Source organism: Agrobacterium sp. CFBP2214, from assembly GCF_030209895.1.
In the GTDB taxonomy this organism is placed as follows: Bacteria; Pseudomonadota; Alphaproteobacteria; order Rhizobiales; family Rhizobiaceae; genus Agrobacterium; species Agrobacterium radiobacter.
The window spans coordinates 14,975-39,804 of the sequence record NZ_JARVRC010000022.1; the positions used below are offsets into that span (position 1 = coordinate 14,975).

The 24,830-nt window shown below is 55.2% G+C and carries 24 protein-coding genes; 9 read left to right on the forward strand and 15 right to left on the reverse strand.

The features are described 5' to 3' along the window. Positions 1-253 precede the first annotated feature (253 nt). The 7 genes from QRN60_RS25050 to QRN60_RS25080 all read left to right on the forward strand — a co-directional run bounded on the left by QRN60_RS25050 (position 254) and on the right by QRN60_RS25080 (position 7,731). Positions 254-709: a DNA mobilization endonuclease VirD1/MobC family subunit gene (locus tag QRN60_RS25050; protein WP_111794443.1), complete on the forward strand. Its 456-nt coding sequence runs from the start codon at positions 254-256 to the stop codon at positions 707-709. Positions 710-758: 49 nt separating this feature from the next. Further along, on the forward strand, positions 759-2,519 hold the full coding sequence (locus QRN60_RS25055) for a relaxase/mobilization nuclease domain-containing protein (RefSeq protein WP_111794442.1): 1,761 nt from the start codon (positions 759-761) through the stop codon (positions 2,517-2,519). 97 nt (positions 2,520-2,616) lie between these two features. Further along, positions 2,617-4,653 (forward strand): type IV secretion system ATPase VirD4, encoded by a 2,037-nt coding sequence (gene virD4, locus QRN60_RS25060; protein WP_111794441.1) that lies wholly within the window; start codon positions 2,617-2,619, stop codon positions 4,651-4,653. Between the two features lie 68 nt (positions 4,654-4,721). Beyond that, on the forward strand, positions 4,722-5,192 hold the full coding sequence (locus QRN60_RS25065) for a hypothetical protein (RefSeq protein ID WP_129565569.1): 471 nt from the start codon (positions 4,722-4,724) through the stop codon (positions 5,190-5,192). A 93-nt stretch (positions 5,193-5,285) separates the two neighbouring features. Further along, positions 5,286-5,981, forward strand: a complete 696-nt coding sequence (locus QRN60_RS25070; RefSeq protein WP_111794462.1) for a conjugal transfer ATPase VirC1 — start codon at positions 5,286-5,288, stop codon at positions 5,979-5,981. A gap of 1 nt (position 5,982) precedes the next feature. Further along, positions 5,983-6,699 carry a VirC2 family conjugal transfer protein gene (locus tag QRN60_RS25075; RefSeq protein WP_111794440.1) on the forward strand — a complete coding sequence of 239 codons (717 nt, stop codon included), beginning with the start codon at positions 5,983-5,985 and terminating at the stop codon, positions 6,697-6,699. A 30-nt stretch (positions 6,700-6,729) separates the two neighbouring features. Then, positions 6,730-7,731, forward strand: coding sequence for a hypothetical protein (locus tag QRN60_RS25080; RefSeq protein WP_129565568.1), 1,002 nt, complete (start codon positions 6,730-6,732; stop codon positions 7,729-7,731). 415 nt (positions 7,732-8,146) lie between these two features. Here the strand turns inward: QRN60_RS25080 and virB11 are convergent, their stop codons facing one another. From virB11 to QRN60_RS25130, 10 genes are all read right to left on the reverse strand, one after another. Beyond that, positions 8,147-9,142, reverse strand: a complete 996-nt coding sequence (virB11, locus tag QRN60_RS25085; protein WP_111794438.1) for a P-type DNA transfer ATPase VirB11 — start codon at positions 9,140-9,142, stop codon at positions 8,147-8,149. Further along, a complete protein-coding gene (locus QRN60_RS25090) occupies positions 9,139-10,542 on the reverse strand; it encodes a TraB/TrbI/VirB10 family type IV secretion system protein (protein ID WP_236761801.1) in 1,404 nt (467 codons plus the stop codon). The genes virB11 and QRN60_RS25090 overlap by 4 nt, the downstream gene beginning before the upstream one ends. Beyond that, positions 10,532-11,317 (reverse strand): TrbG/VirB9 family P-type conjugative transfer protein, encoded by a 786-nt coding sequence (locus QRN60_RS25095; RefSeq protein ID WP_111794437.1) that lies wholly within the window; start codon positions 11,315-11,317, stop codon positions 10,532-10,534. Before QRN60_RS25095 ends, QRN60_RS25090 begins: the two co-directional genes overlap by 11 nt. Before the next feature lie 17 nt (positions 11,318-11,334). Continuing rightward, a complete protein-coding gene (locus tag QRN60_RS25100) occupies positions 11,335-12,009 on the reverse strand; it encodes a VirB8 family type IV secretion system protein (protein ID WP_111794436.1) in 675 nt (224 codons plus the stop codon). Between the two features lie 34 nt (positions 12,010-12,043). Further along, positions 12,044-13,225, reverse strand: a complete 1,182-nt coding sequence (locus tag QRN60_RS25105) for a TrbL/VirB6 family protein (RefSeq protein ID WP_111794435.1) — start codon at positions 13,223-13,225, stop codon at positions 12,044-12,046. Positions 13,226-13,228: 3 nt separating this feature from the next. After that, positions 13,229-14,029, reverse strand: coding sequence for a type IV secretion system protein (locus tag QRN60_RS25110; protein WP_111794434.1), 801 nt, complete (start codon positions 14,027-14,029; stop codon positions 13,229-13,231). Between the two features lie 142 nt (positions 14,030-14,171). Further along, positions 14,172-16,523: a VirB4 family type IV secretion/conjugal transfer ATPase gene (locus QRN60_RS25115; RefSeq protein ID WP_236761800.1), complete on the reverse strand. Its 2,352-nt coding sequence runs from the start codon at positions 16,521-16,523 to the stop codon at positions 14,172-14,174. Beyond that, positions 16,516-16,794: a VirB3 family type IV secretion system protein gene (locus QRN60_RS25120; RefSeq protein ID WP_111794433.1), complete on the reverse strand. Its 279-nt coding sequence runs from the start codon at positions 16,792-16,794 to the stop codon at positions 16,516-16,518. The genes QRN60_RS25115 and QRN60_RS25120 overlap by 8 nt, the downstream gene beginning before the upstream one ends. A 71-nt stretch (positions 16,795-16,865) precedes the next feature. Next, positions 16,866-17,180 (reverse strand): TrbC/VirB2 family protein, encoded by a 315-nt coding sequence (locus QRN60_RS25125; protein ID WP_111794432.1) that lies wholly within the window; start codon positions 17,178-17,180, stop codon positions 16,866-16,868. Between the two features lie 35 nt (positions 17,181-17,215). Next, positions 17,216-18,145 carry a lytic transglycosylase domain-containing protein gene (locus QRN60_RS25130; RefSeq protein WP_236761799.1) on the reverse strand — a complete coding sequence of 310 codons (930 nt, stop codon included), beginning with the start codon at positions 18,143-18,145 and terminating at the stop codon, positions 17,216-17,218. A 360-nt stretch (positions 18,146-18,505) separates the two neighbouring features. On the opposite strand from QRN60_RS25130, the gene QRN60_RS25135 reads away from it, so the two are divergent. After that, a complete protein-coding gene (locus QRN60_RS25135) occupies positions 18,506-19,279 on the forward strand; it encodes a response regulator (protein WP_284767206.1) in 774 nt (257 codons plus the stop codon). A 95-nt stretch (positions 19,280-19,374) separates the two neighbouring features. Next, positions 19,375-20,103, forward strand: coding sequence for a histidine kinase dimerization/phospho-acceptor domain-containing protein (locus QRN60_RS25140; RefSeq protein ID WP_111794430.1), 729 nt, complete (start codon positions 19,375-19,377; stop codon positions 20,101-20,103). 71 nt (positions 20,104-20,174) lie between these two features. Here QRN60_RS25140 and QRN60_RS25145 read toward each other — a convergent pair whose 3' ends face one another. The 5 genes from QRN60_RS25145 to QRN60_RS25160 all read right to left on the reverse strand — a co-directional run bounded on the left by QRN60_RS25145 (position 20,175) and on the right by QRN60_RS25160 (position 24,809). Next, on the reverse strand, positions 20,175-20,396 hold the full coding sequence (locus QRN60_RS25145) for a hypothetical protein (protein WP_162693445.1): 222 nt from the start codon (positions 20,394-20,396) through the stop codon (positions 20,175-20,177). Next, positions 20,344-20,718: a winged helix-turn-helix transcriptional regulator gene (locus QRN60_RS26585; RefSeq protein ID WP_111794429.1), complete on the reverse strand. Its 375-nt coding sequence runs from the start codon at positions 20,716-20,718 to the stop codon at positions 20,344-20,346. Before QRN60_RS26585 ends, QRN60_RS25145 begins: the two co-directional genes overlap by 53 nt. A 178-nt stretch (positions 20,719-20,896) precedes the next feature. Then, the gene (locus QRN60_RS25150; RefSeq protein ID WP_112934536.1) at positions 20,897-21,850 is read right to left on the reverse strand and encodes a LysR family transcriptional regulator; all 954 of its coding nucleotides are present in this window, start codon (positions 21,848-21,850) and stop codon (positions 20,897-20,899) included. Positions 21,851-21,854: 4 nt separating this feature from the next. Beyond that, positions 21,855-22,865, reverse strand: a complete 1,011-nt coding sequence (locus QRN60_RS25155; protein WP_162693450.1) for a LysR family transcriptional regulator — start codon at positions 22,863-22,865, stop codon at positions 21,855-21,857. Between the two features lie 150 nt (positions 22,866-23,015). Beyond that, positions 23,016-24,809 carry an FAD-binding oxidoreductase gene (locus QRN60_RS25160; RefSeq protein ID WP_162693449.1) on the reverse strand — a complete coding sequence of 598 codons (1,794 nt, stop codon included), beginning with the start codon at positions 24,807-24,809 and terminating at the stop codon, positions 23,016-23,018. Positions 24,810-24,830 lie beyond the last annotated feature (21 nt).

Here is a 24,830-nt window from a genome sequence, read left to right on the forward strand (position 1 = left end):
GGCGTATCGATATTTGCAGCTGTCCGACGTGGCACCAGGCGTTGGAATCAATTTACTTTAGGAGTGCACTTACTGCCCAATAATCAGGCGAACGACTATTACACTTGTAGCATGATTGCGCTGCCCTTGACGGCAAAGGAGTGTTAAATTTCTCTGCGATCCCACTCCAATAGGCAACGAAGGGAAAATTCTACCGCTGATAGTCGTTACATTCTGCTTCTTTTTTTAAACATTGCGACCTGGATATATTTTGATGAAAGACGTTGAAGACGCGCAGCCAAGCCAGCGCCAGATACCTTTAATCCACCACCCTGCGCAAACTGCCCCGGAACCTTATAAAATAGTCAGCGTTCGTCTGCGGGAGGCGGAATTTGAAGCCTTCACTGAGCAGGCAAGCGAGTTCGGCCTCACCAACAACATGGCTTTGCGCGTGGCGGCGCGGCGCATTGGCGGCTTTGTCGAGATCGATATGGGAACTCGGGAAGTACTCGAAGGTATTCTGAAATCAATCAGCGAAATTTCGCGCAATATTGCCCGGATGCACGCCACTAGCATGCAGAGCGGTGCTGTAGACACCGCTGAATTTACGAAATTGCGCGCAGAATTTGGCTACGAATTCGCCCGGCTGGATGCGACTTTGATGTCCATTCTGAACATCGCGGAGCGTCGCCTGGACGGTCGCCTGCGGCTGCAGGAAGCCGCAAAATGACATCGGCATATGGTGTTACGTCCCTGACATTACCGAAAGGACTTAAACGATGGCCACTCAAGCCATAGTCCACGTCGTGCGACGAGGTGGCGCGCGTAGCATCAAACGCATCTGCTCGCAGATGGAATATCTGACCCGAAAGAGAAATCCTGCAGAACGCCAACGTGCCCAGCTTCCCGAGCTGCAATTACAGTTTTCAGAACGCCATGGCGCGGGATTCATTCCATATGATGAGCTTCCCGACTGGGCGCGGCGTTGGGGAGAACAGGCAGGCAATTACATCAATGGCCAGCAGGTTGGCGATGCCGAACAGGATATGACCAGCCACATTATTTTCAGCCTGCCTGCTGGCACCGACAAAACCGCAGCCTATCGGGCGATGCGCAAGGCCGCGGAAGACGTGTTCGGCGCCACCATTATTCGCGAAGGTGACCGAGGTAATCCACATGAATTCGATTACCTTACCGCTTTTCACACCGACAAGCCTCATCCCCATCTGCACGTTCTGGTCAATAGAAAGTCGCTGCAGAGGGATCCCGATACGAAAAAGCACGAATGGCTTAAGATTGCGCGCCGGAATACCAGGATAAATTACGCCGTGATGCGTGAAAGATTCGCTTATTGGGCGCAGCAGGAAGGGATAGACGTTGAAGCCACTTCGCGTCTGGAACGAGGCATCGAAACGCCGTCATTGTCGAACGAACAATTCCGCATCAATGCTCGCAATGCCGTTGAAGTCCGCGAACAATGGGATGATTTAACGGTTATCGCCGTCGATCCTACGTCACAATCCCGTTCCGCGACGCCGGAGCCTGCCGCAGGCCCATCGATGCAAAGACCGCAGGGCTCCGGATCCGCGAGCGGCCAGACCGGCGGTGGGACTGGCGGCGGAGGGAATTCGCGGCCGGATATCACCACGAGCGGTAGTGGCAGCATGCAGTCCCGGCATCACGATAACATACATCTGGCACCCGAGGCCGAGCCTACGAGCATTACACGTCCCTCTTCCACAGGCTCGGATACTGGCATCGGACCCGCCAATAATCCGGCGCAGGACGAAACCAACGAGGGCTCACCCGGTGAAGGCTCTGAATCGCGCAACAATGTCGTAGACACCCAACGCAGCAGGGAAGCTGAGCACCAACGCCGCAAGCAGGCAGAACGCCGCAACGCAACCCGCGAGGCGGAAGACGCCGAAGGTGATCGGTCACGTCGGCGCACACCGCAAAATGCCTCACCGCCTGAGAGCAGCTCCGCATCCCGACCGATATCCGCAATTGATGACGAGCGCAACAACGAAATTACGCGACAGCAGCGAGAAAGAATAGAACGTGACCATGCCGCACGCGAGGTGGAGGACGCCGAAGGCGACCGGCGGCGGCGGCGCATACCCGGTAATTCCTCTCTTTCTCCGGAACGGGATGGCGGGCAATCCGTCACCACCCCCCAGGAGAACGCTTCCGCCGGGCGTGCAGATCTTTCGCCACCACCGATCTCTTCCGACGCTCGGCCGGAGGTGCCCGACAACCAGTCCATCGCCAACGAACAGTTCCAGTTCACGTTCAGCGCTACCCCGGATGGCGGCGGGGGAGGTTCGTCGAGGAACGACGCCGACCTTCCGGATGAGACGGCGGCTCAGGCGGCGGCCCGCCGTGCTGCTGTACGCGCCCGCCGACGCGGCGATGACCTGGACCGGGTGGTCCGCACCCGCGGGCAGAAAAACGCGGATGACCTCAAACGTATCGAAGACGGGCCGGTGTCGGGAAGGCTGAGGAATTCCACACGCCCTCCACCAGACAGGACGCGTTGATTGTCCTGCAAAGCGCTCCCCTGATTAAGAGCAGGAATGTTGCGAAGAGGAGCGAAACAAATACCGAGGAAGGGCAGCGCTTCGACAAGGAGATTTTATGGATGCACATAGCAAATGGAACACGTTGATATTTGGAGTGGTGTTCTCTCTGATCGTCGGTACGTTTTTGGCAACTGTCTATGCCGCGTTTCAATCCGGCATGGGTGTCAGAACGTTCCAGAATTTCGACATTCTTTCGTTCTGGCACGAATTACCGTTCAACAAGGGTTATACGACCCCCGTATTTAAACGGGGATTGATGATTATTGCCGCAACAGGCGTCGTCCTTCCCCTGATCCTGGCTGTCATCCTCCTGCGCAAGCAGGAACATCACGGTACTGCTCATTGGGCCCGCTTCGCGGACCTGGCACACGCGGGTTACATCAAACGTTACAGGCAGGTGAACGGGCCGATCTTCGGAAAAACCACAGGACCCCGCGGCTTTGGCCGTTATCTCACCAATGGCGACCAGCCGCATAGTCTAGTTGTGGCCCCCACGCGCGCTGGTAAGGGCGTCGGTATCGTTATTCCCACCCTTCTGACCTTCAACGGCTCCATCCTCGCACTGGATGTCAAGGGGGAGTTGTTTGAGTTGACCTCCCGCTCCCGGCTCGCACGCGGCGACCGGGTTTACAAATTCGCGCCCTTTGACGAAGCCGGGCGCACCCACAGCTACAATCCGGTGCTGGATATCGTAAACATGGCGCCGGACCGGCGTTTCAGCGAGACCCGACGCCTCGCTTACAATCTGATTGCGGCAAAGGGAAAAGGATCGGAGGGCTTCATTGACGGCGCGCGCGATCTGTTCGTGGCCGGTATCCTTGCCTGCATTGAAAGAGGTACGCCCACCATCGGCGCGGTCTACGATCTTTTTGCGCAGCCGGGTGAAAAATATAAGCTTTTCGCACAGTTGGCCGAAGAAACCAAGAATGTCGAAGCACAGCGAATCTTCGACAATATGGCTGGCAACGACACGAAAATCCTGACCTCCTACACCTCGGTCCTTGGCGATGGCGGCCTCAATCTGTGGGCCGACCCGATGATCAAGGCGGCAACCACCACATCAGATTTTTCCATCTACGATCTGCGGCGGGATCCGACGTCGATTTTCCTATGCGTCAGTCCCAACGATCTTGAGGTCATCGCTCCCCTTGTCAGGCTGTTTTTCCAGCAGGTCGTTTCGATCCTTCAACGGAGTATGCCTGGCAAGGACGAAATCTTCGAAGTGCTTTTCTTGCTCGATGAATTTAAACACCTCGGCAAGCTGGAATCCATCGAAACGGCCGTGACTACGATTGCCGGTTATAAGGGCCGCTTCATGTTTATCATCCAGAGCCTTGCAGCTCTTACAGGCGCCTACGAGGAATCGGGCAAGGAAAACTTTCTTAGCAATACCGGGCTCCAGGTCTTCATGGCGACCGCTGATGACGAAACACCGGCATATATTTCCAAGTCCATCGGCGACTATACGTATCGCGAGCGTTCCACCTCCTATAGCCAGAGCAATATTTTCGACACCAACGTGCAGCTTTCCAATCAGGGAGCGCCGCTGCTGCGTCCCGAACAGGTGCGCGTCATTGAAGATTCCAAGCAAATCGTGCTGATCAAAGGCCAGCCGCCATTGCGAATGGATAAAGTGAAATATTACTCGGATCGCGTTCTGAAACGCCTGTTCGACGCCCAAACAGGTCCATTGCCGGAACCGGACCCAGTCGATATGGATCAGTTTGCGACGCAGCCTCTCGATAAAACCTGGGAAAATGCACCGGTCTTATCGCCACCGGCTAACGTCGAAGAGCCCCAGCCGTTCTTTCCAGACGATCCTGCCCCGACATCGGAAACAGCCTTTTTTGCGCCGGAAGAGGAGCCTTCCGGTGGGGGAGGTGGCGACTCTCTCGAGTTTGAGCCGGCAACGGACGCACAGACCGTCACCGCGCCAAAACCGGCAACTGAGCCCCCTCGTCTGACGGAAGAGGAAATGCAGGCGCTGAACCAGCAGCGCCTCATACTCGATCGGATCATCGCCCTGCAGAAAGGCGGAGCACATCACCGAGTCCCCTCTCCGGAACCGGACAATCAGATCGATTACAGCTGAAACCGTAATATATTTTCTTATCTTTCGATATCCCTATACCTTTTATTGAAATCATCAGGAGGCCTGCCATGCGGGATAACGTCGATGCAGCAGATGTCTATGCCCCTTTCTCTCTAGAGGAAACAGAAACTGGGCGTGTTACTTCCTCAATATTCGAAGATCAAAAGGAATTGCTTAACACAGTCGAACGCGACGGTATTCCGGAGTATCTGAAGTCTTATCAAAAGGCTCAGGCAGCCGCCCTGCTCTCCCATTCGGCATCTGCATGCTTTTCTTGCAAGTCGTGCGCGCGTGTTCGCGCCTGTGCCCCGGCTTCAGGTGTCAGGTCTGTGCCACGAAAGATGACTTCGATTTTCAAACTCCTGGCCAACCGATTGAGACGGCTTGGGCGAAAAACCCCGTCTGAATTTGGTGACATGCCAGCTGCCACCAACGAACCCTCAGGTTACGGCACCGCAATCGCAATTGCCAGACGCGGAGCTACACCCCCAGAATCGGATACGGAAACGTTACACCAATGGAAAAGAAGACACAGATGAAGCATTGAATAATTATGCTTAAAAATAGAATAAATTTCAAAAATATCTCGATGATGAGAAAGTAATATTTAGGATTTCGACAAGGGAACTATGATGAAACTTATTACCTTCTGCTCATTCAAAGGTGGAGCGGGCAAGACAACAGCCCTGATGGGACTGTGCTCGGCGCTGGCGGCGGAAGGCAAAACCGTTGCGCTGTTCGAAGCCGATGAGAACCGCCCACTGACCCGGTGGCATGAAAATGCGACCAGACGCGATACCTGGGATCCTAGCTGTGAGGTATTCGTTGCAGACGAGTTGAGCTTGCTCGAAGATGCCTATGAGCGCGCCGAAGCGCGCGACTTCGACTACGCTCTGGTCGATACGCAGGGCGGATCAAGCGAACTAAACAACACAATCATTGCCAGTTCCAATTTTCTGCTGGTGCCTACCATGCTTACGCCGCTCGATGTGGACGAAGCCTTGGCGACCTATCGCTACATCATCGAGCTGCTCTTGGGTGAAAATCTGGCCATCCCCACGGCAATCCTTCGCCAGCGCGTGCCGGTCAGTCGACTGACAACCTCGCAACGCGCGGTTTGGGAGGTCCTTAATTCTCTTCCCCTCACAGAAATGCCACTTCATGAGCGCGATGCTTTTGCGGCCATGAAAGAGCGCGGTATGCTGCATTTGAGCGTGAGGAACGCCAGCGGCGAGCCAGCCATGCGCCTTTCGCTGCGCAATCTTGAGGTGGCGATGGATGAATTACGGGGCTTGAGCCAGTTCGTCCAAAACACCATCGGAAACTGAAATGGCCATTCACAAGCCAAGTCTCACCGTAACCGAGGCGCGGCGTCTGGCGAAGATCAATTCGGCGCTGGGGGAGGTCGATGGTGGCCTGCCTCCAGCGATCTTTCCAAAAAAACTGGAGGTCACACCGGAACCAAAACCCGTAACGGTGAAGCAGGAAACCACTACGGTTTCCCCGCAGCTCAAATCACCATTCTCTATTGTGACGACGGCGGAAAAACCGGCACGGCCGGAGAGGGTCCAGACGGGTACGGCGCCATCCGCGGTGCGCCGCACTGCGGACAAGCCGTCCTCCAGGCAATCCTCTGGGCCATCCCCTTTTGCGATCACCGGCGCTTATGATTGTTCACTGCTCGCAGAGGAAAAAGTCCAAGTCTACGTCTCCGCGCTTCAACCCGCGCCTGGCGTATCGGCCATGTTCGATACATTGCTGACCAACTACCCCTCCCGAAAAGCGCTACAGATGATCTTGCGCAAGGCCTTGCATGATTATGATCTTAGTCTGGAAAGCGGAGAGTTTCTAAAATATGCACCCGGCTACGACATTAACCCGGCCACCGCCGAATCCCCCATCCAGACATCCCGCATGATGCCCAAAAAGGTTCTTGCTCTTGCTCGAGAGTATTTCGATCCTCTCGGGCTGGAAAGCACCCGCGCTTTCGGGCGCAAACTGGCGACCGCGGCGCTGGCGGCATTTTTTGCCCGGCATCGACCTTAAACAACGGGAACAGTAAAAAGGCGTAGGATGATGGCAAATACAGATACCGGCAATGGACCCCTGACAACCCCTCAAGATGAAGCACGCCCGCCGAAACGCGGGCTGATGTCCGGCCTGAAAGCCATAGTGAAACGGGTCAGCAATACATGGTCCCGCTCGCCCCAGATCGATTCCCCAACGCGCGCCGAATACACAGCGCCCGCACCACCCGTTGCCGATCAGGGCCAGAACATCTCCAAGCCTCAAGCCGAGGCGAAACACCAGCAACCGGTCGCTGAGTCAATCAAATTGGAATATGCCGATAAGATCCCACAGGCATATGTGCCTCATGAGGAGAACCAGGAGCGGCTTCGGGGGCAGTTGCGCGGAAAAATGCGGACCCTTGATGAACAGCAAGCAGCCCGCAAGGAAGCGGCTGCGGTCGCGGCCGCACTCGTGAAAGTGAAGGAAATCCGGCCATCCGGCGAAATCATATACAAAGGCGCGCCATCCCTATCGCCAGGTGATACGATTTACCCTGGCAAGCGCCCCCCGCCGCCCCAGTCCCGAACCCCTTCGGTCGACGCAGGCGTGCCGCCGCTTCCTTCCCCGACTGACGCCTATCAAACGGCTCAAACATTCTCCGCGAGATCCATCAGGGCACATGAGGTTCGGGTGGTCGATATTCCGCCATCAAAAAAGAGTGAGAGCCAGCGCCTGTCCCGAACACCTTCTGCGTCGACCATCAGTTCCACGACGTCAGCGTCCTCGGTCTTCTCCAACAGCAGCAATTCGAGTGTCGAAACAACTGCCTCGTCCGTGGGCAGCATGCCGCCGCCGCTTTCATCGGCGGTTAACGCTTCTCACAAAGCACCCGAAAAATCGATTAAGCCTCGCGAGGTTCAGACAGTTGGTATTCCGTCATCAAATCGGCCGGAAGATGCGAGAACGCGCCCCTCCCCAACCGATCTGAGCGTAACGGAAGACCATCAAAAGAGCTTCTCGCGGCCGTCCTTGGACCCAAGAGGACGGCCGGTCGGACGTGGCATATAAGAAGATTCCGCAACCCTACAGCAAACGAAAATGTTCAGGATGCAAATCATGGACATTGTTGTGAATTTTCCATGCCCGAGAAAGCACATCCGACTTAAACGGAACCGTTAGGCCCGCTCTATCTATCTTGTTTTACGCATTTTCCGGACGTAGAACCGCTACGTGATTTTACGGAAATTGCTCTGACCGACTGCTGGCATGACCGCGCCGACCGGATCAGACGGCAGAGATCATCTCACTGCGGCTCAGGCATACTTTCGTCCGTATTGTGCTCTGAACAGAGATGTCACACAAACCATAGGCTACCTACAGCTATCCCGCGCCGCGCCGAAAGCAGTCTTCCCTTGGCGCGAACGGCTGGCTTGCGGCTTTTACTGGTCGCAATCATCATGGGCTGATTGTCTTGGCGTGTCCGTCAATCCTGTGACGGAAGATAAACTTCCAGAACGCCTCTGACGCCGTTACGCCTGCCAACCTGGACGACGAGGTCGATGGTGCGCTTGGCGTACAGAATCACCTCGCTGTGGCTGAGACGCACGCCGGATCGCATCACCATCAGTGCGAGGCGATCGAAAGCAAGTGCCGGGCTGTCGGCGTGGATGGTGGTCACCGCCCCTGGATGGCCGGTATTGATCGCCTCGAGAAAATCATAAGCCTCGACGCCGCGGATTTCGCCCAGAATAATGCGATCGGGCCGCATTCGCAGGCAACTTTCCAGAAGCTTGGAAGGCATTCGCGCAGATTTGTCTTTGCGGTCCGCGATAAGGGCAACCTGGTTACGATGGTTGGGAAAGAGTTCCGGCGCATCCTCGATGGTAATCAACCGTTCATTTCGGTCCATCATCTCAATGAGCGTACGCGCCACGGTGGTCTTACCCGACGAGGTGCCGCCTGCGATCAGAATATTGAAATGCTCATCGATGGCCTGCCGAAACAGACGCTGCAGATCGCCCGTATTCGCCAGTTCCGCAATTTCGGCGTGGCGCCTGCGGCGCTCATCGTCGACGCGTATCTGCCGGCCGCCGATGAAGCCGATATCGGCACTGGTTAATGTACGGCTCAGATATTTGCGGATCGACAGCGACACGCCCTGCTCGACCGCCGGATCGACTACGATCTGCACGCGTTGTGGATTTCCCCAGACATTGACACGACCGGACACGATGGGATTGAGAGCGCCGAGCGTATTGCGCGTCTCGCCGGCCAGTGTCGCCCCCAGTCGTTTGATCGAATGGGGTGACAGCGTGACAGCGATTTCGGTCATGAAACCCGCGCCGGCGACTTCGATGAAGATCGATCCGTTGGGATTGATCACCAGCTCGTTGATGCGATCGTCGGTCAGATACTCTTTCAGAGGCGCCAGATATTGCTCGACATAGGAAATTTCACGCGAAGGCACCAGTTCATTCATCGGAACACCAGATCACGGTTTACGAAAATACGGATTTCCTCTCCCTGCGGAACGCGAATGACGGGTGGCAAATTGAGGTATTTTTCCATAACCCCATTTGTCTGTTCACCCAGCGAGCCGCCGACGGAACTGGCTATCGCCTGCCCACTGCCACCACCACCACTGCTGCCGCCGATGTTGATCGTCGTACCACTGTTATTTGAATCGTTCCCACCGATGCTGTCAGCAATCATCGAGGGAGCAATGGTGATGGCGCTGATGACCGCGGCGGCTCCAAGCTTGGTCATGTAACGGTTATTGACGTTGCCCAGTGTCCCGGACCGGCCGAGCTTATCTGTGCCTGTAGAGCCCAGCGCCACCGATTTTCCATCCGGTGTCACGGCTCTGTTCCAAGCGATCAGCACCCGTTTTTGCGCAATATCGACGTCATTATTGAATTGGCCGATCAGAATAGTGCCCTGCGGCATAAGAATTCGGGATCCATCGAACGAGAACACAGGCTCCATGACCTGAGCCCTGAGGTACCCGGGGAGCTGGGTGTCAATCGCCGTTTCCAGAACGGCGGAGACGATTGTTCCCTGCACCACGGTGCGGGACGGATCAGAGAGATTGGTGGAAACCGAAGTCTGAACGACCGACGACGCTGCCGACATGAGGAAACGCTGGTTCGCATTCAGATCGCCCTCCGGTGTCATTTCCCCGTTTTGACCGATCATTGCGGCGTATGCGTTTGCGCCCTCGTCGACGACAACGGCATCCGATTCGCGTTGAGCCTTGTCCAATGCGCGGCGTTCCTTGAGATCGGACGCGGCACGGGCCTGCTCCTCTTCAAGCTTGCGGCGCAACTCGTCGGCGCGCATCGTCTCATCGCGCAGGCGTGCATTCTCTTCGGCAAGCGCTTTGCTTTGCGCCTCCATTTTTTCGGTCATCGTCTGGGTATACCGCGCCAACAACTGCTGAACTTCAGAATTCGACACGCCTGACGGTCTGTTTTTTCCCATTTCGGCAATCTGCGCCTGCATTGCCTTAAGTTTTTCATTCAAGGCCGCGTTGGGATCGACCTCCTTTACCTCCGGCACCGGTTTTCCGGGCACGATGAAATCAAGCTTGACGTCGTTATTCCGACCTCTGCCGACTTCCATATCCACTTCCGACACACGCTGCGTGTCCTCGTTTTGACCGAAAATCATTTTGAGACCGGTCGATCCAAAGCCAATCGCAAAGACAAGCACACCGCCGCAGATCATCGCCACGGACATGATGAGCTTCTTGTTCGCTCGGGAAGAACCCTGTTGACGCTGCCGACGGGCGCCTATCAGTTCTTCACGATCCGGCGTCGCATGACCACGCGGCGTATCATTGCCCGCTCGGTCGTCATCCTGCAGACCATTAGATGCCATTGCGAACCTCCGCCTTCATCTTGCCGCCGCCCGATGCCTGCACGGCCGAACCGAGACCGACGCAAACGACTTCATTGCCGATACGCAGCACCCAATAGGTGCTTGTACCGTCCACGATGACGCGGTTGCCGTTGGTCCGAGAGTTGATCAGCTCTTCCTTGCGGTCAGCCCCCACCTTGAAAATCGCGGGGCGGGGGGAGTTTTTCGGAAGGTAGAACGTTGTCTGACTGCCATTGTCCTGGACCCAATCGGGGCGGAAGGCTGCTGTGCCGGACAGCATGTAATCTGTGTTGACCGGCATTGCGTCTGGCGTAGGCGCCGTTGGGACGCGTTTCTTATCGGCCGGGTAGGTAAAGACGGAGCGGAACACGTTGGGAGCACCCGCCTTGGCGGCACCTGCGGAGTGAAGGTCGAACGAGTAGACGCGCTTGTCGGTGTAAATAGTCATGTTCGTATCACCCGACTCGACGATGGGTTTCACGCTGACGACATTACCGCTCTTGAGCTTTACGACCTCCCAGCTGGTGCTATCGCCAATCAGAATGGCCTGAACTTCTTCCCCGCTCGCAAATTGTAACGCCGTCACTGATTTGAGGTAGAGTTCAAGCCGATACACCGCATTTTCATTATAGGCATAGTGCCGGATCCGCGGATCGGAAGCAGATACTGTTGCCGTGACCGGAGTTGGGGCAGCGCCAGGGACCGGGGCGGCAGAAGCGTTCTGCAAGCAGAGAATTGAAACAAATGGAACAACTAAATATCTGATATTAAACATAAAATATCCTCGCCATGTTATCCGGCCAGTTCGGCGTCGATGCGATAGGAAACTACGGTAAAGCCCAATGGATTTTTCCACACCGCCTGCAACTGCGCATTTGCGTTAGGCTGGAACGTAAAGCCGACAGTCGCCACAAAAGTACGCTCGGCGGTCTCCCTCCCCTTTTCCTCGCGGTATTTGGTAATTCGTACACGGGCGAGATCGGGCGCATTCCGCCGCGCCGACGGGCTGATGGAAATCGACTTAACGACCACACGAACCCGGATGTCGCTACCGTAGACCGCCGGCGGATATTGTTTCGATGACGCGCTCCACAGCGATGCAAGTGTTTCCGCCGCGTTGTCCTTGGATCGTGTCATGACGTCGGGGATACGGATTCCATTGTCCGCCGGATCAAATGTTTCACGATCGACCACATAAGACACTAGCTCGGCCTGACGCACCGCATCCTGCTGGTCAAGCGTGGCAGGCCGCACCTCCACCACCTTCTCCGCCTGCCCCGTTGTCTTGTCCACCATGACGACAAAAGGGCGTGTCTCATTCAGTGGCAGGATGACCAGCAAACAACAAATGGAGAGAAGTGCCAAGGCGACAGAGCCAATAGCAATCTTCGCCCAATTATTGCGCTGCTGGCGCAAGGTGAAGAAAAGTTCATCCTCAAAGGCGTGATGAGTGTCGCTGTCTGTCATGATGCATCTCGTTATTCAAAAGATTTAAAAGTGATCAGGGGCGATTTAGGTTCTGTTGCTCAGGCGTGTCGGTGCTGGCGGGCGTTCGGGCCGCGGAATTGCCTTCATGGTGACGCCGGGGTGCTTTCTTCTCGCCGCCCGTCCCTTTAATACGATCAGCTAGCCTGTCATCGCGACGTGCCTGGCGCAGGCCGGCGCTCTGTCTGAAGCCGCTGATGGCGGACATCGCGATTCCAGAGGGTGACGCGCCTGCCTTGCGGGCGCTGTTGGCAACACCGACACCGTCTCGAGCGCGCTGCCCCAGGCTGTGAAGCCTGGAAGAATTCCTCATCATGCTGCGCGCGCTTGCCACACTGGCTCCAACCACTGAAACAGAGGAGGATGCAAGGGTGCTGGCCATGGTGGGAAGTTGCGACAACAGGATCAATGCCGCCGCCATGATGAAGATGAATGCGAAGAAGCGATCCTTGTTCTCGGCAGACGCACCCGACGAGGCTAGAATTTCGCCCGCGACATAAAGAATAATCGACATCAGCGCCGTCACCAGAATGGGAAGCACCACGAAACCAACCAAAAACCGTAGCCAGCTGTCAAAATACTGCTTGGTCTGCTCCATCATCAAAAAAACGATGGCAAGCGGGGCGAGACACATTGCGACGGCAAAACCGATTTTGGCAAACGCCAGCACGACCGCCGCGATAGCCGTGAAAACACACGCAATGATAAGAATAAGTGCGCCCAAAAACACGTTCTTGATGGATCCGCCAATGTCCCAAATGGAGACATCCGTTAGATACTTGCTGGAAATCCACGTCAGTGCATGGGTGAATTCATCCATCGCCGTGGGGCTGTCCGTGATGCGCGCCGGGTCCAGAATGTCGGTCGAAATCGTTTTGATGTTCGACAGGGACGATTTGATCAAAAGCGTGGAGTAGTCACTCGGAAGCTCCACGAATATATTATATATTCCCTCGAAATTTACCCAGAATGTTCCCACTGAATAAATTAATATAAATCTCAGAAACCACGAAAAATACACAGCCATACTGACTGTTTTGAATTGAAGTATGTGGTTTAACGCCAAAAACATCAGTGCAAGTACAGCCATGGAATTCAGGAGAATACGCATGGGGGTTGCGATATCATTGAATACTTCTTCAACGTACCCGATCATCGTCGAATCTATCGATGTAGAAATGTAAGTGATCAGACCCATATATCACCTGTTATATTCTTCGAGGCCTTTGAACGGCGATTGTTTTCCAACCTCGCCGCCGAGGACCATGAAATAGGTGCCGGCCATCGAAGCCAGAGCGGACTGGGTCCGCAGACTTTCATTGACCTGCTGGGTCAGCTCGATCATCACGCGGGTGTTGATGTCGACGCTCGTTTTCAGGTCCAGGCTGTTTTCAATGGCGCTGATATAGCTGGGGATTCTATCCATGCTGCTATTTGCGCGCTTGTAAGAAACCTCCGCTGTCGAGGCTGCGATCGCGCCCTGCGCGGCTGCGTTTGCAAGAAAGAATTTGCTGGGCGAGCCGTCATCCTTGAGCGCAAACGCTTTTTCAAGTCCGAAATCCAGTCGAAATTTCGCAAGCGCCTCACTGATCGCCTCGGGTTCGAGCGGCAGGCCTTCCAAGGCAGTCTTTGCCATTTCATTGAGGCCAAAACCACCCGCACGTTCCTCCGCCTTTTCCGGCTCATTGTGGAGCGGGATCGTCTTCACGCCGTTCTGCGCATCCCGCATTTTTTCCAATGCGGCGGTCTGCGAAACAATCGTATTGAACAATTGGGTGATCCCGCCGCCGATCACCCGGGAAAGCTCAACAATCTTCATCAACTGCCCGATGGATACTTCGTCGTGGGATAGTTGCGCATCGTCTGGAGCACCGGGAATGGCGCCAATGATGGGATCGGCCAGACGTTCGATGATCTGCTGCGCTCGCACGGGCAGTGTCGCGGCACTGACGGACAGCAATGCGGTGAAAGACAGCAATGCAATATACCGGGTGTTGGTCATGCCTGTATTCCTTCTAGTATAGTTTGAATACCTTGAGGTCTTTCCCATAGACATGCACAGTTGTTCTTCCGCTCGGCAGGAACAGACTGGCAGGAAACGAGACCGGAAAGACATAAAAATAGAATAAGTATTTTCCGCATTACTAAAGCATCTCCGTGTAAAAATCCGGCCTGTCGCGCCAGCCGGCCGGCGCCCTTTCACCGCGTCCGCCTCCCAAGATATCGAGTGCCTTGCCCAAAGCGCCGAGATCCAGATCCAGGACCACACTGTCGGCACCGGATTTCATCAACACGAAGTGGTTGTCGACATTGCTCATTTGCAGGAACGAGGTTTCCGTCGGCGTCAGGTGTAGCGGCGCCAATTCCGCTTCCGTGTTAAAGGCGCTGGGATAGACGAGGCGCGTTACCGCGCTTTCCAGAATGGCGTCGCCGGCGCGGCTGTTTTTAATGTGGGATACGCGCTGCGTCAGGAGAACGACGGCAACGTTCTTCTTGCGCATGGTCAGCATCCAGTCCTTCAGACGGGATTCGAAATACGGATCGTCGAGAAGCTTCCAGGCCTCGTCCAGCACCAGAAGCGTGGGATGTTCGTCTTCCACGAGCCTTTCGACCCGTCGAAACACATAACTCAGCCATGCGGTGCGAACGGTATCGTTATCGAAGATTTCGGAGAGATCGAACGCGGTAACCCCGTCATCGAATGCGAGGGGATCGAGGCCCTTGCCTCCAAACAGCCAGCCAAACTGGCCGGTATCGTCCCAGCGGCCCAGGCGATTGTAAAGATCGCCATCGTCGTCGGTTGCACGCAGCTGACTGCGAAACTGCTCGAAATTCTGCAGTCTCCGGTCCGCAACGCTGTTGGACTGGACAGCATCGGTTAGTGCCTGAATCTGTACGGGATTGAGCCTGTCGCCGTCATTTTCAACCATTGCGGTCAACCAGTCCGTCAGCCATGCGGCGCCGCGCGCGTCTGCTTCGGCACGCATGGGGTTGAACGCCGTTTCCGCACCCATGCGCACAGCGGAATAATGGCCGCCCATCGCCCGCACGGCCATTTCGAAGCCGTTATCCTTGTCGAACAGAATTGTACGAACATTCAGCCTTTGCGCCTGACTTATCAGAAATGCCGTGCCTAGCGTCTTGCCGGATCCGGTCTGGCCAAGCACCAGCGTGTGACCGACCGTTCTCTGGTCGCGTTTGCCAGGAAGGTGAAAATTGAATCGGAACGTTTCTCCGCGCGCCGTCGGAATAATCGTGACGGCGTCACCCCAAGGGCATTTCTCCGGCGGATTGCCTTTTGGCAGACCATGAAGCGCGCAGAGCTGCGCAAAATTCTGCGACGAGATCATTGCCGGGCGGGTACGATACGCAAAATTACCAGGATGTTGGGCGAAATACACGGCACGCGATGAAAAGCTTTCGCGCACGATTGCCGCCCCCGCATCCTGCATGGCGCGGGTCACATATGCCATGGCTTGTTCGAGTTCGGCACGGCTGTCGCAAAACAGGGCAATGCTGCAATGGTGTTCACCAAAGACCACCCTGCCAGAGGCCACATCGTCCTCGGCCTCTTCCAGCTGCGCCAACAGCGAGACAGCGGCATCCTCGGCGGCGCGCATCTGCTTACGTACCCTTGAAATCTTCCCCTGCGCCGAAATCGGATCTATCGGGGTGAAGCTCTGTGTGACAACGGTATCATACGGCAGGTTCAAACGATCGAGAATGCCGGGGTAAGTTTCGTTGGGGTAATCCTTGACCGAGACAATGGTGCCGAAGCGAACACGGCCTGCGCCATGGCATTCGAAGACCCGTCCCTGGAAGCTTATCTGCGACGTCGCGAGGCGATCTGAAACCGGTACAAATTTTGCGCCGGGAATAAGTTTGACGTCCGATCCGTCAATGGCGGTGCGCAGCAGGCCCAGCCACCTGCCATCGCTGACCTTGAGCCGGGCGGGTTTGGCCTCACTGAGACCCACCATGCAGGTTTTGACCATTTGATCCAGACGTACAGCGCGCCCGGTGATCTCTTCGCGGCTATAGACATCCTTTCCGCTGAAGAGCGAAACAAACTTCGTGATGCGGCGAGGTGGCCGAATGACCAGCGTTACCATCGTAACGCGATCACGCAGCCCTACAGTCTGGAGATATTCCTGCCACCGGCGGTCGATCTCCTGGTTGAACGGGTGACCGGAAACGGGTGTTATTCGCGGCTGTGTTTCCACTGAAATTCGATGGACGTAGTAGCCGACATCCGTGCGCTGCTGAGCGATGAAGCGCGACAGCGAATCGCACAGCTCGACAGTGTGGCGCGCGTCCATCGTGTCGGCATTGATACCTTCCACCGCAAACGACGCCATGAGGTCGCCGTTGCGCAGCATGAGCGTGGTATCATTGACGACGCTCAGATAGGGCAGATCGCCAACCAACATTTCGCTGCGTCTGATCGACTTGTCGGTCGTCTGCCTGGTGGCGTGGGTTGCGGGCGCCTCAAGCACGGTACACCACCCCTTCGCCGGTAAGCAGGCCCGGATGCATCCGAGTCTGCTGCACGGTGGCAATGAAAACGCTGATGATCTTGGGGTCATAAGCGGCCAGACCACGCAGGGCCACATAACCGAACCCGCCCATCAGGACCAGGTAGAGAAACGATTGCGAGATGATGAAACCGAGAATAGTCGCCGTAACCAGCACCACCAGATACATAATTGGTAGTCCGGCAAACGTCACCTCGCGCGTCAGACCGATGAAGAGCGGCGTATGTTGCATTGTATGGGATCTCCCGTTCGTGGGGCTCGGCCGCTTGGCCGAGCATTTCCGGCACTCTTTGAAGCCTCGTGTTACATGGCGCCAAGGCTGCCGACGAAGGTTGCACCACCGAAGACAATTGCGATGCCGAGAATGACGGAGATCGCAAACGTCCAGTCCATACGCCCGAGCATAAAAACGAAACCAATGGCGATAACGGCGATGGAGGCACAGGCGATACCGAGTGGTCCGGTGAGCGCCTTGACGATACCGTCGATAAAATTAGTAATGCCGCTGAATTCCTGCGCAGCGCTGGGATGAGCCGACAGCAGCATATAGGTCGTGGCCGCGAACAGCAGGCGATAGGTCTTGATGTTGCGTTGAAGATGAAGACGGATGAATGACATAGTACCCTCTCAAATGAATTGGACTTTATTTCTACTTATACGGGAATCTGGTTTGTTTTCGGTGTCGCGTCTTCAGCGGTGCAACCCGTTGCAAACCCTGTTTTGGCTCTTTTTCCGACACCCTCCGGTGGCAGTTCGACGTCAGACTGCAACGCGGCCGCATGAACGATATCGGCAACGTATTGGCGCGTTTCACGATAGGGCGGAATGCCCCGATATTTTTGCACGGCACCGGGCCCGGCATTGTATGCGGCGAGCGCCAGTGCCGATGACCCAAACTGGTCGAGCATCTGTGCGAGGTAACGTGCTGCTCCTTCCAGATTGTCCCGCTCGGAAAAGACGTCGCATACTCCCATGGCACGGGCAGTGGCGGGCATTAACTGGCCGAGGCCACTTGCACCGGCACGCGACACCGCTCTTGCATTAAAGTTGCTTTCGCGCTGGATCATCGTCGTGAACAATTTCACAAAAGACTGCCGGTCCAGCCCTGCCCTAGCGACACCGCCATCCCGAGAAAACTCGAAGGCGACCTGCGTAGCCAGATCACGCATTTTATGTTGCTCGGCGGAAAATCGCCGGGTTAACGCCCGCGGTTTCGGCAGCGGCTTCTCAGGGTCATCACGCACACTAAATGATATCCGGTTAGCGGGCTTGGCAGATTTAAGATCGAGATCGAGAAGAACCGAACTATTGCGAGTGGCAGGCGATTGATCGGATCCTACAATCACATGCGATATTGCCATGCGGGGTTGCCCCTCCTCTTTCGCTGTCACCTGGTCGAGGGACGGCGTGCCCTCGGGCACGCCGCCATCCATTGTTGCAATCTGTCCATTATCCATTTGTTCAAAAACAGCTGATCGGACATCGCTAAAGTGACCGAGCAGCAATGCACCTGAAATTACAAATACGCAGTATTTATTGGTTATTATAAATTCGCAGCACAATAGTTTAATTAAATATTTCATATCAAAAATCCTGATCTATATTTAATTTATGGCTACATATTCATAATTAACTCGCCTGAAATATTGTACCTATAATCTTCCACAACCGCTTCATGTCAACACGGACTTCGGTTGCATTTGTAACGGATATGTAATTTAGCGATTTCGCGTTTTTTTTCGTGGCCAGTCATCCCACCGCAAAGACTGGAAAGTCCAACAAATACGGGGGGTTCCAGTCGATGGAGAGTCGTGAGTTCGCCAGGTGTCCGTCGTCGCACCCTCTTTTTTGGCATGATGCCATGCGCATCGCGACGGTTGTCTCACACGCCACGCGCGCTTTAAGTTTTGGTTATGCCTAATTCGTTTGTAACAGGAGCGACCATGCAAACCATTCTTGTTGTCGATGACGATCCCTCGATGAGAAACCTCCTTGTCGATTATCTTTCAAAGCACAATTTTCATGCGTTCGCTCTGGAAGATGGTTCGCAGCTTCGGCGATCTCTGGCCGCAAAGGCCGTGGATCTGGTTATCGTCGACCTCAACCTCGGCGAGGAGGACGGGCTGGAGATCGTGCGCGAGCTGAATGACAAACCCGATCTCCCGGTCATTATCATAAGCGGTAACCGCCTGGAGGAGAACGACAAGGTGGTGGGGCTGGAAACCGGGGCGTCCGATTACATCACCAAGCCGTTCGGGATGCATGAGTTCTTGGCTCGGGTGCGCGCGGCGTTGCGCGGACGCATCGATCGCAAGCCTGTTAATTCCAATGCTGTTTATGTCTTCGACGAGTGGCGCGTAAACACACGCCACCGCAAGCTGCGCGATGCCTCCGGAGAGGAACTGAAGCTGACCTCGACGGAATACAATCTTCTAATGGCGTTCCTGAAATCGCCAAAACAAACACTCTCACGTGAACAGCTTCTGATTGCCTCCCGCGTCTATGACCAGGAGATATTCGACCGCAGCATCGACGTTCTTATCCTTCGCCTACGCCGGAAGCTGGAACTGGATGCATCCAATCCACGCTACATCAAGACAGAGCGCGGCATGGGTTATCATTTCGATGTCGATGTCCACATCGAGCAACCAGGCCAAGGCACAGCGGGTCGCATCATACCGAGCTACAAGGGCTCCCAACACGCTCCTCATTCGTAGTTACTAAGCCGCCACCTTAAATCCGGTGACATTCATCAGCTGAAGCAACGCTTCTCTGAAAGCATTCCCTCACAACTTATTCGGCAGGAGACACCATGGCAGATGCAGCACGGATGAAGCGTTTTCTCAACATAACGGCGACATTCGCCCACCAACTTAATAATGATCTCGCAGCGGTCCTTGGATATGCGGAGATTCTAGCCGACGACGCAAATGCGGATGAAGCCGTCAACACCTACGCGATGGAAATTCTTGTCGGTGGACGTAGCGTGCGATCGACTGTCGAGCGATTCCACATGCTTCACCGTCTCGCCAGTGCCGAGGTCTTCCCGTTTGATGTCCGCCAGGTCATCGAGCGGACACGAAACGCTCTGCTCTCCCGGCTTGTACCAAGCCTCAGATTGGCTGTCGATACGTCGCAATCACCATTGACACACACCGGAAGTCCAAAAGATCTTGAGCCTATTTTGCGCGAGTTATGCGATGTGGCTATGGGCAATATTTCACATACTGGCACACTCTATATTGCGTCCGATACTATCGAGGTGACTTCGCCAAAACACCTGTCTCACGGGCTCCTGTCGGAAGGGGAATATGTGCGGATCACAATTCAGGCGACCGCAGATGGCGTCACTCCCGCAGATATCGAAACAACAGAGTATGCGACCATCAAGGACGATATGCGGCCCGGTAAAATCAGCGGTGAGTTGATCGGCGCGCGGTCGGCAATTTATCTTCTTGATGGCGTCCTGCACACACTTAGTCAGCCCAATCGATATAGTCAGTCCGAGATTTACCTGCCCGCCACGGAATATGTTCCATAGGCGAGAACACCCGGTTTAAACGGAGCCGTCAAACTGTCTGGTTGTTCTTACGTCTTCAGGACCTAAAACCGCTACGCTTTTTTACTGGAAATGCTCTGGATGCATGGAGAGGGCATTCCGGTGAAAACCTTTCTCGCCTCTCTCGGGGAAGCAGCGCCCAATGCTGTGGTCCAAAAATCGAAAAAGCTTTCTTTGACCTGATGAAAAGTCTTGGGTGTAGAATCCCACCCAAGACTTGGATCATTTTCCCACTGCGCGGCGGCGATCAACCGGATCTGCGCAATGAGTGTCATAACGCTCGCTCCAATATTCAAGCGCAAGCAGAATGGGCTCGAGGGTGCGTCCAATCGGGCTGATGCTATATTCCACCCACACATCCGGCTTCGTCGACGCCTCGCGCATCACCAATCCGCGTCGTTCAAGATCATGAAGCTGGCGCAAAAGGTTCTTGGGCGCAGCCAACGGCATGCATCGCCGAAGTTCGGCAAAACGCAACGGTCCGGCCAACAAATGCCAGAGAATAACGAATTTCCAGCGACCGCCGAGCAGGGCTGATGCTCCTTCCAGCGAATCCGCCTCTATCTTTGTTTGATCGTTCTTTACAGCATATCGCATTTGGCTCTCTTCGGTGTTCCTCAGCCATTGTTGAAACTAGGCTGGTAAAGTAAATTCACGTTGTTACTTAATATACTTTACGATACCGCCCGCGATTTGCAATTTTCAAACAGTTATATCTGTAATAGACGTGTATTTTAGCAGCGGATAATACCGTCTTAAAAACGCGCCGCGGCGGTCATGCCTCGACCCGCCCTTCCATTACTTGCGAGGCGACCATGCTGCGAACCGCAGCATGGATACTGTTGCGATGACACCGCTCGTGCCAGATGAGCGACACCTGGTACGATGGAGGCGCCGGCCCTTTTTTCGGCAGGAATGTTTCCAGATCAAATCGATGGGATAGGAACCTGGCTGAAGGAGAAGGCAGGACAAGGATAGCGTCCGTATCATGAACTAGTCGCGCGGCGGTATGAATATCGGGCACGGTTATGGTCTCTCGCCCGCGCGGTCGCAATGCTTCCAGCCCGTCACTCACCTCGCCAAACCCGGCATTAAAGACTGCACCAATTCGCACGGAGAGAAACCGGCCAAGGTCCGCATAGGGTATGGTGCCTTGCAGTGCGGCATGTCCTTTGCGCGCCAGACAGAGCGAAGGGATCGGCGGCAAAGCCCGACAGAAGAAGCCAGGGGGCGTGTCATCGGCCTGGCCCAATGCCAGATCGATCCCGCCATCCGACATCTGGCTGAGAATATTGGACAAGCGAATATGGGGAAGAAAAATAGTGGTTGATGAGACTTCGCGAAAATAAGCTGTGAGACTTGGAGCCAGAAAGAACGCAATATGATCAGGCATGGCAACACTGAAGCGTTCGGGCGCGATGATCCGCTTTGAAAAGACCTTGTCGATATTGCCAAGCGCCGCTTGGACCTTGGGCATCAGTACCTTTGCAAGCGGCGTTAACACAAAAGAACGCTGGTTGCGGATGAGAAGTTCATCCTCAAACAATTCCCGCAGCCGCGTCAGGGCCCGGCTGGTAGCAGGCTGGCTCAACTGCAGCGCATTGCCGGCATGTGTAATGTTCCGATGCTGCAACAACGCATTCAGCACCACCAGAAGATTGAGGTCAAACTGCCCAAGATCGACATTGTCCGTATCGTTTTCGGTCCACAGAGCGAGTTTGGCGACCATGTAACTAGTCTTCCCGATCAACCGCGCGCAAGGCGGTTACCGAAAGCTGTTCCTGCGCCATGGCATCCCTGACTGACGCTTTTAGTTCATTGAGCGTGCGAGTGCGTTTATTCTGGGAAGCGCCAGCAAGCCATGCCAGCGAAATCCTCTCCGGACTAATGGATACCGGCGGTAACACAGCCGCCAGCCGCAGGCTTTTGGAAAGCCAGCTGGCGATGGAGCGGGGGACGGTCAATGCAAGATCGCTCTCGGAAACCATGAGCGCGGCAGCTGTCACATCCGGAATCTCGATCATATTGGATCGTCTGATGCCATGGCTATGCAAGGCCTCACCCAGCTGAGGAAAAATTTCCCTGCCATTCTCGACCAGACTTATTTGCTGAAGCGACAGATAGGCGCCTTCACTCGGGCGCGCACCACCAACCCCTTGCCGATTGTAACCAACCAGCGTGACAAATTCCTCTTCTGCCACAAGTTCGCTTTCGATGTCCGTATCGATCGTGGAGATACCGCCAAGGACAAAATCGGCCGTCCGCAAACGCAGCTGCGATAGAGCTTCGTCCGCAGATCTGTGCGTGGCAATTTTTAACATCTCATTTTCACGGCCGCTAAATTTGAGAAAATAGGGCAGCACGGCAGGCGTCAATCCGTTGCTGATGCTCAGCCGTGTTTCCGCCTCCATCGGTCGGGAAGATATCAGATCTCTGATATGGAGCATGGCCGCCGGCAATACGGTCGCGAGATAATCGCCATATGCCGTCGGCTTCAGGCCGGTAGAACTACGAACCAGAAGATCGTCACCCAAAAGATCACGCAAACGTCCGAGCGATCGACTCATGGCAGGCTGGGTTTGACCGAGCTTTCTGGCCGCATGGGTCACATTTCGACAATCCATCAGAGCTTCAAGAGCGATCAGGAGGTTTAGATCGATACCGGACAACCTCCTATGCAATGAGGATTGATCTTCCGCTTGGCCGGCTTCCTCCGTGTCATCCCCATCACGCCAGTCCGTCATGTCGTTCCTAACCTTGACGATTCGCTCCCTGTTGCAGGGACCAGTCATACGGGAAATAATCAACCCAGACCGGAAAATTTAATTGTATTACTGATCAACGGCGTTGCATTAGTTGCAAGGAAATCAGTTTTTTGCAACCCTCATCGTTGGCTACTGCAATGACAGCACAACATCGCCTTTGGCGCGGCCGACGCAGGTCAACACCAGACCGTCCGCCATTTCATCGCTCGACAGACAATGTCCACCATCCATGTCGACATCGCCTGAAACCGCGCGCATCTTGCAGGCACCACACACCCCTGCCCTGCATGAGTGGGTGAGGTTCACGCCGTTTGCTTCAGCCGCTTCCAGTATCGTTTGGCCCGACTCTGACGCAAAACGCTCACCGCTATGTTTTATCTCGATGTTCGGGGCACTTCTGACGGGAACTGTCCGGGCTGGAGGGGTAACACTGACGGGGGGCGACAACATTGTGCGCGGTGTCACGACCGCTGGGATCGGTTTGGGAGCCTCGATGACGCTTGCCACCGCGATCGAAGCACCGGAAGTGGGTTTTAGAGCGGGAACGGGCGGCGATACGGTCCCGGCCGGTACCGCAGGAGCTACTGCCGCCGCAGCCGGGGCAACAGGACCGAAACTCTCCTGATGATAATGCCGAAGCGGAAAATCCATTTTCTGCAAAAGAGATCGAGCAAAATCCATGAAACCTGGCGGTCCACAGGTAAACACTTCCCGCTTCAGATAGTCCGGGGCATAGCTCCGCAGCAAATCCGAGTTCAGAGGTCCGACTGGACCGTGCCAAGGCAGACCCGGCGACAGCGCGCTAGGCAAAATCGCAAGACGCAGCCGCGTACCCAGCCGTGTGCTGAGATAAAGCAGCTCCTGATGGAAGATGATGTCCGCCGGTGTCCGCACACTGTTGATGAAAACAATGTCCGTGGTGGTCGGTGTATCCGCCAGCCATCGCAGCATGGACATACAGGGCGTAATTCCGCTGCCGGCGGCCAAAAACAATATTTTCGGGGCCATGTGGTCGGCGCACGTAAATTTGCCCACCGGACCACTAATGGTACACTCCATCCCCTCGATCATGTTTTCAAACAACCAATTCGACATCCAACCCATCGGTACCTTCTTCACGGTAATCGACAACAGGTAGGGCCGCGAGGGTGAAGAAGAAATGGTGTAGCTGCGCCGCAGGGTCTGGCCCTTGAGGTCAATGTCGATAGTAACGAATTGTCCCGCCTTGAAATGAAACAATACCTGTGGTTCAGCCACGAAATTATAGGTCTTGGTGTCATGGGTCTCCTGAACAATCGAGACACAGCGAACGCGCGTCTTACCCGCCTGCCAGAGACGAACCCCCGCGGCTTGCGCCGAAGCTGGGGCTGGGGCTGGAATCGGAGATTGGACGGGGGTCTTGACTTCCGGCGCACGCACCACCAACACAGGTCTTGTACCCTCCGGCTGCTCCTGCTCCGGCTTTGGCGGGGTTTCCCGCACATGACCCACGATCCGGTGCAACTCCTTGCGCGCCTGGGCCTTCGCTTTTTGGTCTCCCTGAAGAAGTTTTACGCCATAGATTCCCCCTTCAAGCCGCTCCAGAAAGCGGCTTAGATCCTTGCGTAGCTTCTTGTCCCTGGCCTCACCGACCAGCAGGCTCACATGTGTCATGGCCTCGCTGATTGACGCACTTGTCACCGTGAGACGGCCATCCTCGTAAGCGCTCCAGAAAGTTGAATATTTCTCCCGCAGTTCTTCGAAAGCTTCAAGGAGATCAGGATTTTCGCTCCAGGCTGTCTCTTTCAGCAGGGTCTGGAAACGGCGAACTTCCTGGGCGGTGATGTCCTTTTCAACATCCGCCACATATACGAACATGGAAAAGGCAATTCGGGCAATGAAGAGGGATGCTTTTTGTTGTTCAACCGAAACATTCGTATTCATAACAATACTTTCTTTATTTAA

Coding starts and splice junctions, on each gene's coding strand:
- QRN60_RS25155 (WP_162693450.1), bottom strand. CDS start 22,865: ATGACGGACTGGCGTGATGGGGATGACACGGAGGAAGCCGGCCAAGCG.
- QRN60_RS25130 (WP_236761799.1), bottom strand. CDS start 18,145: ATGAAATATTTAATTAAACTATTGTGCTGCGAATTTATAATAACCAAT.
- QRN60_RS25105 (WP_111794435.1), bottom strand. CDS start 13,225: ATGGGTCTGATCACTTACATTTCTACATCGATAGATTCGACGATGATC.
- QRN60_RS25120 (WP_111794433.1), bottom strand. CDS start 16,794: ATGCAACATACGCCGCTCTTCATCGGTCTGACGCGCGAGGTGACGTTT.
- QRN60_RS25145 (WP_162693445.1), bottom strand. CDS start 20,396: ATGACACTCATTGCGCAGATCCGGTTGATCGCCGCCGCGCAGTGGGAA.
- QRN60_RS25050 (WP_111794443.1), top strand. CDS start 254: ATGAAAGACGTTGAAGACGCGCAGCCAAGCCAGCGCCAGATACCTTTA.
- QRN60_RS25070 (WP_111794462.1), top strand. CDS start 5,286: ATGAAACTTATTACCTTCTGCTCATTCAAAGGTGGAGCGGGCAAGACA.
- QRN60_RS25140 (WP_111794430.1), top strand. CDS start 19,375: ATGGCAGATGCAGCACGGATGAAGCGTTTTCTCAACATAACGGCGACA.
- QRN60_RS25090 (WP_236761801.1), bottom strand. CDS start 10,542: ATGGCATCTAATGGTCTGCAGGATGACGACCGAGCGGGCAATGATACG.
- QRN60_RS25160 (WP_162693449.1), bottom strand. CDS start 24,809: ATGAATACGAATGTTTCGGTTGAACAACAAAAAGCATCCCTCTTCATT.
- QRN60_RS25065 (WP_129565569.1), top strand. CDS start 4,722: ATGCGGGATAACGTCGATGCAGCAGATGTCTATGCCCCTTTCTCTCTA.
- QRN60_RS26585 (WP_111794429.1), bottom strand. CDS start 20,718: ATGCGATATGCTGTAAAGAACGATCAAACAAAGATAGAGGCGGATTCG.
- QRN60_RS25110 (WP_111794434.1), bottom strand. CDS start 14,029: ATGACCAACACCCGGTATATTGCATTGCTGTCTTTCACCGCATTGCTG.
- QRN60_RS25125 (WP_111794432.1), bottom strand. CDS start 17,180: ATGTCATTCATCCGTCTTCATCTTCAACGCAACATCAAGACCTATCGC.
- QRN60_RS25100 (WP_111794436.1), bottom strand. CDS start 12,009: ATGACAGACAGCGACACTCATCACGCCTTTGAGGATGAACTTTTCTTC.
- QRN60_RS25080 (WP_129565568.1), top strand. CDS start 6,730: ATGGCAAATACAGATACCGGCAATGGACCCCTGACAACCCCTCAAGAT.
- QRN60_RS25135 (WP_284767206.1), top strand. CDS start 18,506: ATGCAAACCATTCTTGTTGTCGATGACGATCCCTCGATGAGAAACCTC.
- QRN60_RS25150 (WP_112934536.1), bottom strand. CDS start 21,850: ATGGTCGCCAAACTCGCTCTGTGGACCGAAAACGATACGGACAATGTC.
- virD4 (WP_111794441.1), top strand. CDS start 2,617: ATGGATGCACATAGCAAATGGAACACGTTGATATTTGGAGTGGTGTTC.
- QRN60_RS25075 (WP_111794440.1), top strand. CDS start 5,983: ATGGCCATTCACAAGCCAAGTCTCACCGTAACCGAGGCGCGGCGTCTG.
- QRN60_RS25095 (WP_111794437.1), bottom strand. CDS start 11,317: ATGTTTAATATCAGATATTTAGTTGTTCCATTTGTTTCAATTCTCTGC.
- QRN60_RS25055 (WP_111794442.1), top strand. CDS start 759: ATGGCCACTCAAGCCATAGTCCACGTCGTGCGACGAGGTGGCGCGCGT.
- virB11 (WP_111794438.1), bottom strand. CDS start 9,142: ATGAATGAACTGGTGCCTTCGCGTGAAATTTCCTATGTCGAGCAATAT.